2 protein-coding genes are annotated in these 17,836 nt (G+C 66.4%); both read left to right on the plus strand.

Annotated features, from left to right (window positions below):
* The first annotated feature begins 69 nt into the window (after positions 1 to 69).
* A complete protein-coding gene (locus NRG23_RS29650) occupies positions 70 to 11,229 on the plus strand; it encodes a non-ribosomal peptide synthetase (protein ID WP_257373144.1) in 11,160 nt (3,719 codons plus the stop codon).
* Positions 11,229 to 17,825: a non-ribosomal peptide synthetase gene (locus NRG23_RS29655; RefSeq protein WP_257373145.1), complete on the plus strand. Its 6,597-nt coding sequence runs from the start codon at positions 11,229 to 11,231 to the stop codon at positions 17,823 to 17,825. The genes NRG23_RS29650 and NRG23_RS29655 overlap by 1 nt, the downstream gene beginning before the upstream one ends.
* Positions 17,826 to 17,836 lie beyond the last annotated feature (11 nt).

Here is a 17,836-nt window from a genome sequence, read left to right on the forward strand (position 1 = left end):
TTCATCCGTTCCGTAGGGATGACCGAGCCAATGCTCGATACCCCACAAGCAAGTACGGATGCCCCCCCGATGAATGCCGAAGACTCCTTGAAGCTCGCCCGTAGATTCATTGAACTGCCGCTGGAAAAGCGCCGGCTGTTCTTGAAGGCTCTGGACAAGGAAGGCGTCGACTTCTCTCTGCTGCCGATTCCCGCGGGGGTCGCTGTGCCTGAGCGCCAGGCGCTGTCCTACGCGCAGCAGCGCATGTGGTTTCTCTGGCAACTGGACCCGCAGAGCGCGGCCTACAACCTGCCCAACGCGGTACGCCTGAGCGGGCCGCTGGATCGGGCGGTGCTGGCCCGGGCCTTCGACTGGCTGCTGGAGCGCCATGAAAGCCTGCGCACGGTGTTTTGCCTGGAGCAGGACGAACCGCGGCAGGTCGTCCTGGCGACCCGGGTGAACATCGATTACCAGGACCTGAGCGACCTCGACCCCGCGCAGCGCGAAGCCAGCGTACGGCAGCGGGCCGACGCCGAGGCGCGCCGGCCCTTCGATCTGCAGCAGGGGCCGCTGTTGCGGGTCTGCGTGTTGGGGCTGGGGGAGCAGGAGCACGTCATGCTGCTGACCTTGCACCACATCGTCGCCGACGGCTGGTCCATGGGCGTGCTGATCGAGGAGTTCCTGCAAGCCTACGACGCCCTGCTCGAGGGCGAGGCGCCGAGCGCGCCGGCCCTGCCGATCCAGTACCGCGACTACGCGCTGTGGCAGCGCAGCTGGCTGGAAGCCGGGGAGCAGGAGCGGCAGCTGGCGTACTGGCGGGCCAAGCTCGGGGACGAACACCCGGTGCTCAGGCTGCCCACCGATCATCCGCGCCAGGCCCGTTCCAGCCGCCAGGGGCGGCGCCTGGACTTCGAGCTGGCGCCACCGTTGGCCCAGCAACTGGGTGCCCTGGCGCGACAGCAGGGGGTGACCCTGTTCGCCGTGCTGCTGGCAGGTTTCAAGCTGCTGCTGGCACGCTACAGCGGCCAGCAGGATATCCGCGTCGGCGTGCCGATCGCCAACCGCACGCGCCAGGAAGCCGAAGGGCTGATCGGCTTCTTCGTCAACACCCAGGTGCTGCGCAGCGAGTTGAGCCCGCATTTGACGGTGGAGCAACTGCTGGCCGATATCCGCGAGACCACCCTGGGGGCGCAGGCCCATCAGGAGCTGCCTTTCGAACGCTTGGTGGAGGCCCTGCAACTCGAGCGCAGCCTGAGCCACAGCCCGCTGTTCCAGGTGCTCTACAACCACCAGCCGCAGGTCACCGAGCTGGCCACCCTGCGCAGCCGTTCCGGGCTTGAAGTGCAGGCCCTGGCGCGCAACGAGCGCACGGTGCAGTTCGACCTGACCCTGGACACCTTCGAGCGCGGCGGCCTGCTGCAGGCCGCCTTCACCTATGACTGCCAGCTGTTCGAGGAACAGACCGTCGAGCGCATGGCCGGCCACTGGCAGAACCTGCTGTGGGCGATGGTGCGTGAGCCGCAGTCGGCGATCGCCGAACTGCCACTGCTCGACGCCGAGCAACGCCAGGTCACCCTGGCCCAGGGGGGCGGTGCGCCTGAGGCATTCGCCGCCGCTTCGGTGCTCGAGCTGTTCGCCGAGCAGGTGCGCGTGCGGCCCGAGGCGCCGGCCCTGGTGTTCGGCGAGCAGTGCCTGAGTTATCGCCAGCTGGATCAGCGCGCCGCGCGCCTGGCCGCGGCCCTGGTGCAACGTGGCGTAGGCCCCGAGGTGCTGGTGGGCATCGCCGTGGAGCGCTCGCTGGAGATGGTGGTGGGCCTGCTGGCGGTGCTCAAGGCCGGCGGCGCCTACGTGCCGCTGGATGCCCAGTACCCCGAGCAGCGCTTGAGCTACATGCTGCACGACAGCGGCGTTGCCCTGCTGCTGAGCGAGACCGCGGTGCAGGCGCGGCTGCCGCTGGCGGCCGGGGTCAGCGTGCTGTTGCTCGACCAGCCGGACAGCTGGGCGCCGGCCAGCGATTCGCAGGCGCCACTGCCGCAGGTCGAGGCCGGGCACCTGGCCTATTCGATCTACACCTCCGGTTCCACGGGGGCGGCCAAGGGCGTCACCATCACCCACGGGGCCCTGGCCAACTACGTGCAGGCGATCCTGGCGCGCCTGCCGCTGGGGGCCGCGCGCAACATGGCGGTGGTCTCGACCATCGCCGCCGACCTGGGGCATACCACGCTGTTTGGCGCCCTGTGCTCCGGCAGTTGCCTGCATGTGATCGACCTGGATACCGGCCTGGATGCCGAGGCCTTTTCGGCCTACCTGGACGCCCGGCAGATCGATGTACTGAAGATCGTCCCTTCGCATTTGCAGGCGCTGATGAGCGGCGCGGAGCCGGCCCGCGCCCTGCCAAGGCAGTGCCTGGTGCTGGGCGGCGAAGCCTGCCCGGCGACGCTGGTCAGCAAGGTTCGGGCCCTGGCGCCGCAGTGCGCGGTGTTCAACCACTACGGCCCGACGGAAACCACGGTCGGCGCCCTGACCATGGCTGCCGCTGACGTGGACCAGGCCCTGGCGGTGGTGCCCCTGGGCCAGCCGCTGGCCAACGTCCGCGCTCGGGTGCTGGATGCTTCGCTGCAACCCGTGGCGCCCGGCACCCCGGCCGAGCTGTACCTGGGCGGTGCCGGCCTGGCGCGGGGTTACCATCGCCGGCCGGCATTGACCGCCGAGCGTTTTGTTCCCGACCCTTTCAGTGCCGACGGGCAGCGGCTGTACCGCACCGGTGACCTGGCGCGCTACCTCGAAGGCGGGGTCATCGATTACCTGGGGCGCATCGACCATCAGGTGAAGATTCGCGGCTACCGCATCGAACTGGGGGAAATCACCGCGGCGCTCAAGCAGTTGCCGCAGGTCGAGGACGCCGTGGCGCAGGTGGTCAGCGTGGCCGACGAGCCGCAAGTGGCGGCTTATGGGGTGCTGGCCAAGGCCAGCGCTCAGGAGCCGGAAGCGGCCTGGCAGGAGATTCGCCGGCAGCTGGCGGTGGCGCTGCCCGACTACATGCTGCCGATGCATTTCGTGGCCCTGGAAGGCATGCCGTTGACCGCCAACGGCAAGCTCGACCTGCGCGCCTTGCCGCCGGTGCAACCGCAGGCACCGATGGCCGCATACGTCGCGCCGGTCAGCGAGTTGCAACAGCAGATCGCGGCGATCTGGCAGGACGTGCTCAAGGTCGAGCGGGTGGGCCTGAGCGATAACTTCTTCGCCCTGGGCGGGCATTCGCTGCTGGCCACTCAGATCATTTCCCGGGTCCGCCGGTTGCTGGCGGCGGAGGTGCCGCTGCGGGTGCTGTTCGAGACCGCGCGCCTGGATGAGTTCGTCGAGCAGGTACAGGCCTGCGCCGGCGCCGGTTCGCTGTCGCTGATCGAGGCGCTAGGGCGTGATGAGCCATTGCCGGCTTCCCATGCCCAGCAGCGGCAATGGCTGTTCTGGCAGATGCACCCGCAGAGCACCGCCTACCACACGCCGATCGTGGTCCGGCTCCAGGGTGTGCCGGACCGGCAGGCGTTGCAGCACAGCTTCGACGCCCTGGCGCTGCGCCATGAAGCTTTCCGCACCACCTTTACCCAGCACCAGGACAGCCTGTGCCAGGTGGTGCACCCCCAGGGTGAAATTCCCCTGGCCTGGGAACGCCTGGCCCCGGGCCTGTCCCGCGAGGCGGTCGAGGCCAGGGCCCTGGAAGAAACCCAGGTGCTGTTCGACCTGGAGCACGGCCCCCTGTGCCGGGCCCGGGTGCTGCAGATCGCCGAGCAGGAGTGCCTGCTGGTGGTGACCTTGCACCACATCATTTCCGATGGCGCCTCCATGAGTGTGCTGGCCCGGGAATTCGTCGCCCTCTACCGGGGGTTCATCCAGGGGCAGGCCCCGCAGTTCGATGAATTGAGCGTGCAGTACGCCGACTACGCCAGCTGGCACCGGGCCTGGCTCGAGCAGGGCGAGCAGCAGCGGCAACTGGATTACTGGCGCGAGCAACTGGGGCTGGAGCACCCGGTGCTGGAACTGCCGGTGGACCATCCGCGCCAGGCCCTGGTGAGCCATCGCCAGGAGCGCCTGGGTTTGCGTCTGCCGGTGGACCTGGAGCAGGGCCTGCGGCGCCTGGCGCGCGAGCACGACATGACCCTGTTCCAGCTGTTCCTCGGCTCGTTCGCCCTGTTGCTGCACCGCTATTGCGACCAGCCCGATATCCGTATCGGCGTGCCGGTCAGCAACCGTCGCCACCAGGAAATGGAAGGCGTGATGGGCTTCTTCGTCAACACCCTGGTGATGCGCGTCGAGCTGGCGCCGAGCCTGGCGGTGGGGCAGTTGCTGCGTCAGGTCAAGGCCACGGCCCTGGCCGCCCAGGCCCATCAGGACCTGCCGTTCGACCGCCTGGTGGATGCGCTCAAGCCGCAGCGTGCGCTGGACCAGAACCCGCTGTTCCAGGTGATGTACAACCACCTGAGCATTGCCGGGGAAAGCGCTGACGGCGCCAGCCTGCCGGGCCTGCACGCCGAGGAAATGGTCCTGCAGGGCGGTACCGCGCAATTCGACCTGACCCTGGAAACCCTGGAAACCGACGCTGGGATCAACGCATCGTTCATCTATGCCGGTGAGTTGTTCGAGGTGTCGACCGTCGAAGGTTTCGCCGATCACTGGCGCAACCTGCTGCAAGGCATGCTCGAACCGCAACAGGCGATTGGCGAGCTGGCGATGCTGGGCCGGGAGGAGCAGGGGCGGATTCGCCAGGATTGGGATCACACCCAGGTGGTCTATCCCACCAACCGTTTCGTCCACCAGCTGTTCGCCGATCAGGCAGCCAGGGCGCCAGAGGCACCGGCGGTATTCTTCGCCGAGCAGCGCCTGAGCTATCGCGAACTCGATACCCAGGCCAACCAGCTGGCGCACAAGCTGATCGAGCTGGGAGTCGGCCCGGAAGTCCGGGTGGCCATCGCCATGCCGCGTTGTGCGGAAATCATGGTGGCCTTCCTGGCCGTGCTCAAGGCCGGTGGGGTTTATGTGCCGCTGGACATTGAATACCCCCAGGACCGCCTGCGCTACATGATGCAGGACAGTGGTGCCTGGTTGCTGCTGACCCAGAGCCATCTGCTGGATCGCCTGCCGATTCCCGATGGTTTGCCGACCCTCAGCGTCGAAGGCGCGGCTGACTTTGCGGCTTACCCTATGACCAGCCCGGAGGTGACCCTGGCCGAGGAAAACCTCGCCTACGTGATCTACACCTCCGGTTCCACCGGCCTGCCCAAGGGTGTGGCGGTGTCCCACGGTCCGCTGGCCATGCACAGCCTGGCCACCGGCGAACGGTATGAAATGAGCCCGGCGGACTGCGAGCTGCACTTTATGTCCTTTGCTTTCGACGGTTCCCACGAAGGCTGGATGCACCCGCTGATCTACGGTGCCAGCGTGCTGATCCGTGACGACAGCCTGTGGTCGCCGGAGTACACCTACGAGCAGATGCACCGCTACGGCGTCACCGTCGGTGTGTTCCCGCCGGTGTACCTGCAACAACTGGCGGTGCACGCCGAACGCGACGGCAATCCGCCGGCGGTGCGGGTGTATTGCTTCGGCGGTGATGCGGTGCCCCAGGCCAGTTATGACCTGGCCTGGCGGGTGCTGCGGCCGAAGTACATCTTCAACGGCTACGGCCCGACCGAAACCGTGGTCACCCCGCTGATCTGGAAGGCCAAGGCTGGCGATCCGTGCGATGCGGCCTATGCGCCGATCGGCAATATCGTCGGCAATCGCAGCGCCTACGTCGCCGATGCCAACCTCAACCTGCTGCCGGTGGGCGTGGCGGGCGAGCTGTACCTGGGCGGCCTGGGCGTGGCCCGGGGTTACCTGGATCGGCCGGGGCTGACGGCCGAGCGTTTTATTCCCGACCCTTACAGCATCAGCGGTGCGCGCTTGTACCGCAGCGGCGACCTGACTCGTTATCGCACCGACGGTTTGGTGGAGTATGTGGGGCGTGTCGACCATCAAGTGAAGGTGCGCGGCTTCCGTATCGAACTGGGTGAGATCGAGGCGCGCTTGCTGGAGCAGGACCCGGTGCTGGAAGTGGCGGTGATCGCCCAGCCCGGGCCAAGCGGCCAGCAGCTGGTGGGTTATATCGTGCCGGTGGACGCCGACGTGGTGCACAGCAATGAGCGTCAAGCGCAGCTGCGGGAAAGCATCAAGGCCCGCCTGCGGGAAAACCTGCCGGACTACATGGTGCCGACCTACCTGCTGTTCCTCGAAGCGCTGCCGCTGACGCCGAATGGCAAGCTGGACCGCAAGTCGTTGCCGAAGGTCGATGCACAGCTGATGCAGCAGACCTATGTCGCGCCGCAAAACGAGCTGGAACAGCAGATCGCCGCCATCTGGGCCGATGTGCTGAAGCTGCAGCAGGTCGGCGTGACCGACAACTTCTTCGAACTGGGTGGCGACTCGATCATCTCGATCCAGGTGGTCAGCCGTGCCCGTCAGGCCGGTATTCGTTTCACCCCGAAAGACCTGTTCCAGCACCAGACGGTGCAGGGACTGGCCACGGTGGCGGAGCAGGGCGAGGGCGGGTTGCAGATCGACCAGGGCCCGGTGCGCGGCGAGATGGCGCTGCTGCCGATCCAGCAATGGTTCTTCGACACCCCGGTGCCGGAACGTCATCACTGGAACCAGTCGGTGCTGCTCAAGCCGCTGAAGACCCTGAGTGCCCAGGCGCTGGAGCAAGCCTTGCACGCCTTGCTCGAACACCACGACGGCCTGCGCCTGAACTTCGTCGAAGAGGGGGCCGGCTGGGTCGCGACTTATGCGCCGTCGGCGCCGGTGACTTCGGCACCGTTGGCCGCGATGCAAGCCGATGCGGTGCTGTGGCTGGCGGACAACGCGACTCAAGATTCGCTGCAAACCCTGTGCGACGCGGCGCAACGCAGCCTCAATCTGCAACAGGGGCCTGTGCTGCGCGCCGTGCTCTTGACCTTGCAGGACGGCAGCCAGCGTCTGCTGCTGGCGATCCATCACCTGGTGGTGGACGGCGTGTCCTGGCGGGTGCTGCTGGAAGACCTGCATCAGGCCCTGGTACAGCAAGCGGCCGGGCAAACCATCAAGCTGCCGGTCAAGACCAGCTCGACCCAGGCCTGGGCGGGGCAGTTGCAGGCCTATGCCAACAGCACAGCCCTGCAGCAGGAGCTGCACTACTGGCAGGCGCAATTGCAGGGCGTCGAGTCGCGCCTGCCCTGCGACCGGATAACGGACCAGGTGGTGGTCAAGGATGCCCTGAGTATCAGCACCGAGCTGGACCCGACCTACACCCAGCGCCTGCTGCAGGACGCTCCGGCGGCCTACCGCACGCAGATCAACGACCTGCTGTTGACGGCCCTGGCCCGGGTCATCACCCGCTGGACCGGTGACGCCAACGCCCTGGTGCAACTGGAAGGCCACGGCCGTGAAGAACTGTTCGACAGCATCGACCTGAGCCGTACCGTGGGTTGGTTCACCAGCGTATTCCCGGTCAAGCTGACGCCGCAGGCGGCCCTGGCCGACTCGATCAAGCAGATCAAGGAGCAACTGCGCGCGGTGCCGAACAAGGGCATCGGTTTTGGCGCCCTGCGTTACCTGGGGGATACCAATGCCCAGGCAACCCTCGCGGCCCTGGCCGTACCGCGCATCACCTTCAACTACCTGGGCCAGTTCGACGCCAGCTTCGACGAGGCCGATGCCTGGTTCGCCCCGTGTGCCGAAGCCAAGGGCGCAGACCAGAGTGCCGAGGCCCCGTTGGGTAACTGGCTGAGCATCAATGGCCAGGTCTATGGCGGTCAGTTGAAGCTGGGCTGGACCTTCAGCACACAGATGTTCGACGCCGCGACCATCCAGCGCCTGGCGGATGACTATGCCGAGGAACTCAAGGCGCTGATCGAGCATTGCAGCCAGCCGCAGCACCGTGGCGTCACCCCATCGGACTTCCCGTTGGCACGCCTGAGCCAGCAGCAACTGGATCGCTTGCCCGTGCCGCTGCCCCAGGTCGAGGACCTCTATCCGCTGTCGCCGATGCAGCAGGGCATGCTGTTCCATACCCTGTATGAGCAACAGGGCGGCGACTACATCAACCAACTGCGGGTGGACGTGGAGGGGCTCGATCCCGAGCGTTTCCGTCAGGCCTGGCAAGCGGCCATCGACCGTCACGATATCCTGCGCACCGGTTTTCTCTGGCAGGGCGAGTTGCCGGCGCCGATCCAGGTGGTGCACAAGCGCATGGCCCTGGATTTTGTCGAGCATGACTGGCGCGCCGTGGCATCGGCGGCCCAGGACCTGGACGCCCTGGCCGGGCAGGAGCGCCAGCGCGGTTTTGATCTGGCGGCGGCGCCCTTGCTGCGCCTGACCCTGGTGCGTCTCGATGACCAGCGCTATCACCTGATCTACACCAACCATCACATCCTGATGGACGGCTGGAGCAACTCGCGGCTGCTGGGGGAAGTCCTGCAAGGTTACTCGGGGCAATCGGCGGGGGCGGCGCCTGGCCGCTATCGCGACTACATCGCCTGGCTGCAACGCCAGGACGCCCAGCTCGGCGAGGCCTTCTGGAAACAGCAACTGGCGACCCTGGACGAGCCGACCCGCCTGGCCCAGGCCATCAGCCGCAGCGGGCAGGACGCCGCGGACCAAGGCTACGGGGCTTACCAGCAGCAGTTGGACGGGCAACAGACCCAGCGCTTGAGCGAGTTCGCCCGCCAGCAGAAGGTCACGGTCAACACCCTGGTGCAGGCTGCCTGGCTGCTGTTGCTGCAACGCTATACCGGGCAGGACACGGTGGTGTTCGGCGCCACGGTGTCCGGGCGTCCCGCGGAGCTTAAAGGCGTGGAGCAGCAGATCGGCCTGTTTATCAACACCCTGCCGGTGGTGGCTTCGCCGCGTCCGGACATGGCCGCCAGCGACTGGCTGCAGGTGGTGCAGGCACGCAACCTGGCCCTGCGCGACTTCGAACACACGCCGTTGTATGAAGTGCAGCGCTGGGCCGGTTTGGGTGGCGAGGCGCTGTTCGACAACATCCTGGTGTTCGAGAACTACCCGGTGTCCGAAGCCCTGGCACAAGGCGCCCCGGCGCAATTGAGCTTCGGCACGGCGGCCAACCATGAGCAGACCAACTACCCGCTGACCCTGTCGGTCTACCTGGGGCAGAGCCTGTCCTTCGACTACAGCTATGCCCGGGAGCATTTTGCCCAGGCGAATATCCAGCAACTGGCCGGCTACCTGGAGCAACTGCTCATGGGCATGCTGGCGAATCCGCAGGGCAGCCTCGGCGAACTGTCGTTGCTCGGCGCCACCGAGTGCCGGCTGATCGACGAGCAGCGCAGCCGGACCCCGGCGCGGGACCTGGCGCCGCAGTGCGTCCAGCAGTTGATCGAAGCCCAGGCCCGGCGCACCCCGGATGCGGTGGCGCTGCTGTGTGGCGACCGGCAACAGAGCTACGGCCAGCTCAACCAGCGCGCCAACCAGTTGGCCCACAAGCTGATCGAGCTGGGCATTGGCCCGGATGTCCGGGTCGGCATCGCCGTGGAGCGCGGGCTGGACATGATCGTCGGCCTGCTGGCGGTGCTCAAGGCCGGTGGCGCCTACGTGCCGCTGGACCCTGAATACCCGCAGGACCGCCTGCATTACATGATGCAGGACAGCGGCATCCGCTTGCTGTTGACCCAGGCGCCACTGCTGCAACGCTTGCAGGATGGCGTAGCGGTGCCGCACCTGTGCCTGGACCAACATGAGCACAGCCTGCACGGTTACCCCCTGGACAATCCGCAGCCGCGGGCCCAGGCCGATAACCTGGCGTACGTGATGTACACCTCCGGCTCCACCGGCCGGCCCAAAGGCGTGGATATCAGCCACAGCGCCTTGAGCCAGCACGCCCAGGTTTCCCGGGATTATTTCAAGATGACCGCCGAGGACCGTGGGCTGCAGTTCTCCACCTTCAACTTCGACGCCTTCGTCGAGCAGCTATACCCGGCGCTGATCTGCGGCGCCTCGGTGGTGATTCGCGGCAAAGAGCTGTGGGACAGCGAAACCTTCTACCGCGAACTGATCGGGCAGGGCATCAGCATCGTCGACCTGAGCACCGCCTACTGGTTCATGCTCGGCAAGGATTACGCCAGCCGCGAACCCCGGGACTTCGGGCGCCTGCGCCAGCTCAACCTGGGTGGCGAAGCCATGGCGGCGGAAGGTGTGGCCGCCTGGAAAAAGGCCGGGCTGAAGCACGCGTGCCTGCTCAATACCTACGGGCCCACCGAGGCCACGGTGAGTGTCACCGCCCATGACTGCAGCGGCTACCTGCAGGACGGCGCAACCCTGCCGAGCCAGATCCCCCTGGGCAAGGGCCTGCCGGGCCGCTCCATCTACCTGCTGGACAACAGCGGCAACCTGACCCTCAAGGGCGCCACGGGCGAGCTGATGATCGGCGGCGACCTGCTGGCCCGGGGTTACCACGATCGCCCAGGCCTGACGGCGGAGCGTTTCATTCCCGATCCGTTCAGCCAGGACGGCGGGCGCCTGTACCGCTCCGGCGACCTGGCGCGCTACGACGCCGAGGGCGTGATCGACTACGCCGGGCGTATCGACCACCAGGTGAAGATCCGTGGGTTCCGGATCGAGATGGGCGAGATCGAAGCCCGGTTGCTGGAACAGCCCCAGGTGCGCGAAGCCGTGGTGCTGGCCCAGGAGGGGGCGGGTGGTCCGCAGTTGGTGGCTTATCTGGTGGCCGCCCAGGGTGTGAGCGCAGACAGCCAGGACGATCAGGCCCGGCTGCGGGAACAACTGAAAGCGGCGCTCAAGGAAGTGCTGCCGGACTACATGCTGCCGGCCCATTTGCTGTTCCTGGAAGCGTTGCCGCTGAGCCCCAACGGCAAGCTGGACCGCAAGGCGCTGCCCAAGGCCGACGCCAGCCTGCTGCAGCAGGCCTATGTCGCCCCGCAAAGCGAATTGGAACAACAGGTCGCGGCGATCTGGGCCGAGGTGCTCGAAGTCGAGCAAGTGGGCATGAACGATAACTTCTTTGAATCAGGTGGGCATTCCTTGTTGGTAACCGCGATGGTCTCTCGAGTCCAGCTCAAGCTTGGGCGTCAAGTCAGTGTGCAGATGGCGTTCGAATTTCCAACCCTGGGGCTGTTCGTCAGCCAGTTGCAGCAGGCCCCGGGCCAGGCACAGGGCGCCGATCTGAGCGCGCTGGAGCTGTTGCTCGACGAAATGGAGGCCGTGTAATGGATAACGCCACCGCGTTGAAGATTGTCAGAGGCTTCATCCTGCTGCCGCTGGAGAAGCGTAAGGTCTACCTGCAGAAGATGCTGGAGCAGGGCATTTCCCCGGCCAACCTGCCGATTCCGGAAGTGCGCCTGAGCCAGGAGCGCTTGCCGCTTTCCTATGCCCAGCAACGCCAGTGGTTTCTCTGGCAGCTGGCGCCGGACAGCACGGCCTATCACATTCCCAAGGCCCTGCGCCTGCGTGGTCGGCTGGACGTGGAGGCCTTGCAGCGCAGCTTCGACACCCTGATTGCCCGCCATGAAAGCCTGCGCACGCATTTCGTCGAGGATGCCGACGCGGCGCTGCAAGTGGTGCTGCCCGAGGTTCGCCTGGAAATCGCCCGCCAGACGCTGGCGGCCGATGAACGCGAGATCGACACCGCGGTGCAGGGTTTCGTGCAGACCCAGACCCGGCAGCTGTTCGATCTGCTGCAAGGGCCCTTGCTCCGGGTCGGCCTGTTGCAACTGGCCGAGGACGACCATGTGCTGGTCCTGACCCAGCACCACATCGTTTCCGATGGCTGGTCGATGCAGGTCATGGTGGATGAGCTGATGAGCCTCTACATCGGCTACAGCCAGGGGCGACAGCCCGAGCTGCCGCCGCTGCCGATCCACTACGCCGACTACGCCATCTGGCAGCGCAACTGGATGGAAGCCGGTGAGAAGGAACGCCAGCTGGCCTACTGGACTGCGCAGTTGGGGGGTGAGCAGCCCCTGCTGGAACTGCCGCTGGACCGTCCGCGTCCGGCCGTCCAGAGCCATCGCGGCGCGCGCCTGGAGCTGACCCTGGAGCAGCCCTTGAGTGAAGCCCTGGGCAGCCTGGCGCAGCGCGAAGGGGTGACCCTGTTCATGCTGTTGCTGGCCTCGTTCCAGGCCTTGCTGCACCGCTACAGCGGCCAGGCCGATATCCGCGTCGGCGTGCCCATCGCCAACCGCAACCGGGTCGAGACCGAGCGCCTGATCGGCTTCTTCGTCAACACCCAGGTGCTCAAGGCCGAGGTCGACGGGCAGATGTCCGTAAGCCAGCTGTTGCAGCAGGTGCGGCAGACCGCCCTGGCGGCCCAGGCCCATCAGGACCTGCCTTTCGAGCAACTGGTGGAGGCGCTGCAACCGGAGCGCAGCCTGAGCCACAACCCGCTGTTCCAGGTGATGTTCAACCATCAGGTCGAGGCCTCGGCTCCAGCGGCTGCCTTCAGCCTGCCGGGCCTGGGCATCGAAGCCCTGGACTCGGCCGGGCAGTCGGCGCAGTTCGACCTGACCCTGGACACCGTGGAGACCCAGGGCCGGATCGCCGCCTCGCTGATCTATGCGACCGATGTATTCGATGCCGCGACCATCGAGCAGATGGCCGGCCACTGGCGCCAGTTGCTGCAGGGCATGGTCCGCCAGCCAGAGCAGCGCATTGGCCAGCTGCCCATGCTCGACGCCGGGGAACAGGCGCAGATCATCGCCCAGTGGAATCCGCAGCCGCAGGCATTCCCCTCGACGGCCTGCGTGCACCAGTTGATCGAGGCGCAGGCGGCGAAGGCGCCCGAGGCCATCGCCCTGACGTTCCAGGGCCAGCACCTGGACTACCGGCAGCTCAATGAGCGGGCCAACCGCCTGGCGCACAAGCTCATCGAACAGGGCGTGGGGCCCAATGTGCTGGTGGGGCTGGCGGCGGAGCGTGGCCTGGAGATGCTGATCGGCCTGCTGGCGATCCTCAAGGCCGGCGGTGCCTATGTGCCGCTGGACCCGGCCTATCCCCAGGACCGCCTGCAACACATGATGCAGGACAGCGGTATCAGGCTGTTGCTGACCCAGGGGCTCCTGCGCCAGGGGCTGCCGGCATTTGCCGGCACCACCCTGTTGCTCGAGCAGCCACTGGACACCTACGCGGTGCACAACCCCGAGGTCGGGGTGACCCCGCAGGACCTGGCCTATGTGATCTACACCTCCGGTTCCACCGGCAAGCCCAAGGGCACCTTGCAGCCCCATCACAATGTGTTGCGGCTGTTCGCGGCGACCGCCGACTGGTTCCGCTTCGGCCCGGAGGATGTCTGGAGCCTGTTCCATTCCTATGCCTTCGACTTCTCCGTGTGGGAGATCTTTGGCGCCCTGATGCATGGCGGGCGCCTGTTGATCGTGCCCCAGGAGGTGGCGCGCTCGGCCCAGGACTTCTACCCATTGCTCTGCGCCGAAGGGGTCACGGTGCTCAACCAGACGCCGTCGGCCTTCCGTCAGCTGATGCACGTGGCCTGCGCCGCCGGGCAGGGGCATGCGCTGCGCTACATCGTGTTCGGCGGCGAGGCCCTGGAGGTCAATACCCTGCAACCCTGGTTCCAGCGTTTCGGCGACCGCCAGCCGCAGCTGGTGAACATGTACGGCATCACCGAGACCACGGTGCACGTCACCTACCGCCCGCTGTCCCAGGCGGACTTGACGCTGGCGGGGGCCAGCCCGATCGGCGAGTTGATCCCCGACATGTCCTGGTACCTGCTGGACGGCAACCTGCAACCGGTGCCCAAGGGCTGCATCGGTGAGCTGTATGTCGGGCGCGCCGGGCTGGCCTGGGGCTACCTGAACCGCGGCGACCTGAGCGCCGCGCGGTTTGTCCCGGACCCCTTCGGCGAGGCGGGCGAGCGCCTGTACCGTACCGGCGATCTGGCGCGTTACCAGGCCGATGGTTCGATCGGCTACATCGGTCGCATCGACCATCAGGTGAAGATTCGCGGCTTCCGTATCGAGCTGGGTGAGATCGAGGCACGCCTGCTGGAACTGCCGGCGGTGCGCGAGGCGGTGGTCCTGGCCCAGGCAGGGCCGGACGGTCCGCAGCTGGTGGCCTATGTGGTGCCGGCCGGTCCGGCCTGGAACGACCTGGCCTGGAACGACGCGGCCCAGGCCGACGCGCAACTGGCGCTGCGGGAACACCTCAAGGCCGGCTTGCGCGAGCATCTGCCGGCGTACATGGTGCCGGCCCACGTGCTGTTCCTTCCGGCCTTGCCGCTGACCGCCAACGGCAAGCTCAATCGCGGCGCCTTGCCCGCCGTCGACAGCGGCTTGCTGCAGCGCGCCCATGTGGCCCCGCGCACCGAGCTTGAAGCGCAGGTGGCCGGGATCTGGGCCCAGGTGCTGAAGCTGGAACAGGTCGGCCTGAGCGACAACTTCTTCGAACTCGGCGGCCACTCGCTGCTCGCCACCCAGGTGATGTCGCGGTTGCGCCAGGACCTGGGCATCGAGGCGCCGCTCAAGCGGCTCTTCGAAGGCGAGTCGCTGGAAGACTTCGTGCGCCTGCTGGGAGCGGATACCTCGGCAGCGCTGGAAGCGATTCCCCAGGTGGATCGCCAGCAGCCCCTGGCGGTCTCCTATGCCCAGGAGCGCCAGTGGTTCCTCTGGCAACTGGATGCCGACAGCAGCGCCTACCACATCCCCATGGCCCTGCGCCTGCGCGGCGCCCTGGATGAGGCGGCGTTGCAGAGCAGCTTCGATGCGCTGATCGCTCGCCATGAAACCCTGCGCACACGCTTTGTCGAGGGCGCCCAGGGCCTGACCCAGGTGATCGAGGCCCAGGCCCGCTTGCGGATCGAGCGACAGGACCTGTCCTTGCTGGTGCAAGCCGGCAACGCCGAGCAATTGATCCAGCAGGTGCTCGAGACCCAGGTACGCCAGGCCTTCGACCTGCGCCAGGGACCTTTGCTGCGCGCGACCCTGGTGCGCCTGGCGGCGGACGAGCATGTGCTGGTACTGGTGCAGCACCATATCGTCTCCGATGGCTGGTCGATGCAACTGATGGTCGAGGAGCTGATCCAGCTGTATGGCGCCCATGCCCAGGGGCAGCCGGCCGAGTTGCCGGCGCTGGCGGTGCAGTACGCGGACTACGCGGCCTGGCAGCGGCAGTGGATGGACGCCGGCGAACGCGAGCGGCAATTGGGCTACTGGCTGCGGCAACTGGAAGGCGGCACCCAGGTGCTGGACCTGCCACTGGACCATCCGCGTCCGTTGCAGCAAAGCCACCGTGGCGCACGCCTGGGCATCAGCCTGGACGGCGCGTTGCCGGGCGCCTTGAAACAACTGGCGCAGCGCGAAGGGGTGACCCTGTTCATGCTGTTGCTGGCCTCGTTCCAGGTGCTGCTGCACCGCTACAGCGGCCAGGCCGATATCCGCGTCGGGGTGCCCACCGCCAACCGCAACCGGGTCGAGACCGAGCGCCTGATCGGCTTCTTCGTCAACACCCAGGTGCTCAAGGCCGAGGTCGACGGGCAATCGAGCTTCAGCGACTTCCTCGCCCAGATCAAAGGCCGTGCCCTGGAAGCCCAGGAGCATCAGGACCTGCCTTTCGAGCAATTGGTGGAAGCCCTGAACCCGGAGCGCAGCCTGAGCTACAGCCCGCTGTTCCAGGTGCTGTTCAACCATCAGGCCGCTGCCCGTCAGGGCGCCCGGGGCCTGGAGGTTCCCGGCTTGCAGGTGGAGATGCTCAGTGGCGAGGAGAGCAGTACCCAGTTCGACCTGAGCCTGGACACCTTCGAGTCCGAGGACGGTCTCTGGGCATCGCTGACCTACGCCACCGACCTGTTCGAACCCTCGACCATCGAGCGCCTGGCCCAGTCCTGGGTGCAGTTGCTGCAGGGCATTGTCCAGCAACCCCGGCAACGCCTGGGGGATCTGCCCCTGCTGGCGACGGCGGAGCAGAACAAGCTGCTGCATGAGTGGGCTCCGGCTTCGGTCGAGTTGCCGAGCGAGCACGGTGTGCATCAACTGGTCGAGGCCCAGGCGCGGAAAACCCCTGAAGCCAAGGCCCTGCTGTTTGCCGGGCAAAGCCTGAATTACCTGGACCTCAATGCCCGGGCCAACCGCCTGGCGCACAAGTTGATCGAACTGGGGGTAGGGCCTGAGGTTCGTGTCGGCGTGGCCATGCAGCGCACCCCGGAGATGGTCGTGGCGCTGTTGGCGGTGCTCAAGGCCGGTGGCGCCTATGTGCCGCTGGACCCGGATTATCCACAGGATCGCCTGGCCCATATGCTGCGCGACAGTCAGGCGCAGATCCTGCTGACCGAGAGCGTGTTGCTGTCGCTGCTGCCGGCTGTTGAGTCCCTGCAAACCCTGCAACTGGATGCCCAGCCGGGCTGGCTGGACGGCTATTCGCCGGAGAACCCGGCGCCGCGAGCGACCGCGGACAACCTGGCCTATGTGATCTACACCTCGGGTTCCACCGGCTTGCCTAAAGGCGTGGCGATTGCCCATCGCAACGTGCTGGCGCTGATCGACTGGTCGAGCCGGGTGTACAGCGCCGATGACCTGCAAGGGGTGCTGGCCTCGACCTCGATCTGCTTCGACCTGTCGGTGTGGGAGCTGTTCGTCACCCTGTCCAGCGGCGGTTTTATCGTCCTGGCGCGCAACGCCCTGGAGTTGCCGGAGCTGGCGGATCGCGATCGGGTGCGGTTGATCAACACCGTGCCGTCGGCGATTGCCGCGTTGCAGCGCAGCGGGCAGATTCCGCCCGGCGTGCGGATCATCAACCTGGCGGGCGAACCGCTGAAACAGGCGCTGGTGGATACCCTGTATCAACAGCCGGGGCTGGTGCATGTCTACGACCTCTACGGTCCGTCGGAAGACACCACCTACTCGACTTACACCCGTCGCGAAGCGGGTGGCCAGGCCAATATCGGCCGGGCCATCAGCAATACCCAGAGCTATATCTTGAGCCCGGATCTGCAGCCGGTGCCGGTGGGCAGCGCCGGAGAACTCTATCTGGCCGGCGCCGGGGTGACCCGCGGCTACCTGGCGCGTCCGGGGCTGACCGCCGAGAAGTTCGTGCCCAATCCGTTCTCCAGCGACGGTGGCCGGGTCTACCGCACCGGCGACCTGACCCGCTATCGCGCCGATGGGGTGATCGAGTACATCGGCCGCATCGACCATCAGGTGAAGGTCCGCGGTTTCCGTATCGAACTGGGTGAAATCGAAGCGCGACTGGTGCAGCAGGCCGCGGTGCGTGAGGCCTTTGTCCTGGCCCAGGATGGCGACAACGGCCAGCAACTGGTGGCCTATATCGTGCCGGGCGATGCCGAGGCGGCGGTTGCCGGTGACGCGCAAGTGGCCTTGCGCGAAAGCATCAAGACTGCGCTGAAAGAACATCTGCCGGACTACATGGTGCCGACCTACCTGCTGTTCCTCGAAGCGCTGCCGCTGACGCCGAACGGCAAACTGGACCGCAAGGCCCTGCCCAAGGTCGACGCGCAGCAAATGCAGCAAGTCTATGTGGCGCCGCAAAGTGAACTGGAGCAACAGATCGCGGCGATCTGGGCCGATGTGCTGAAGCTGGACCGGGTGGGCCTGAGCGACAACTTCTTCGAATTGGGCGGCCATTCCCTGCTGGTGGCCCAGGTCGTGACCCGGGTCAAGCAGCAGTTTGGCGTGGATATTCCGATCAGGTCGCTGTTCGGCGCGGAGAGCCTGTCGGCCTTTGTCGAGAAGGTTCAGGCCCTGCGGGAAACGACCTCTTCACTGCAGGATGAATTGGCTAAATCTTTGGAGGCCCTCAAACGTTTATCTCCTGATGATCTTGAAAAAATAATTTCTTAGGAGAGGTAGTA

The organism is Pseudomonas sp. T8 (assembly GCF_024610635.1).
Lineage (GTDB): Bacteria > Pseudomonadota > Gammaproteobacteria > Pseudomonadales > Pseudomonadaceae > Aquipseudomonas > Aquipseudomonas chlororaphis_I.

Coding starts and splice junctions, on each gene's coding strand:
- NRG23_RS29655 (WP_257373145.1), top strand. CDS start 11,229: ATGGATAACGCCACCGCGTTGAAGATTGTCAGAGGCTTCATCCTGCTG.
- NRG23_RS29650 (WP_257373144.1), top strand. CDS start 70: ATGAATGCCGAAGACTCCTTGAAGCTCGCCCGTAGATTCATTGAACTG.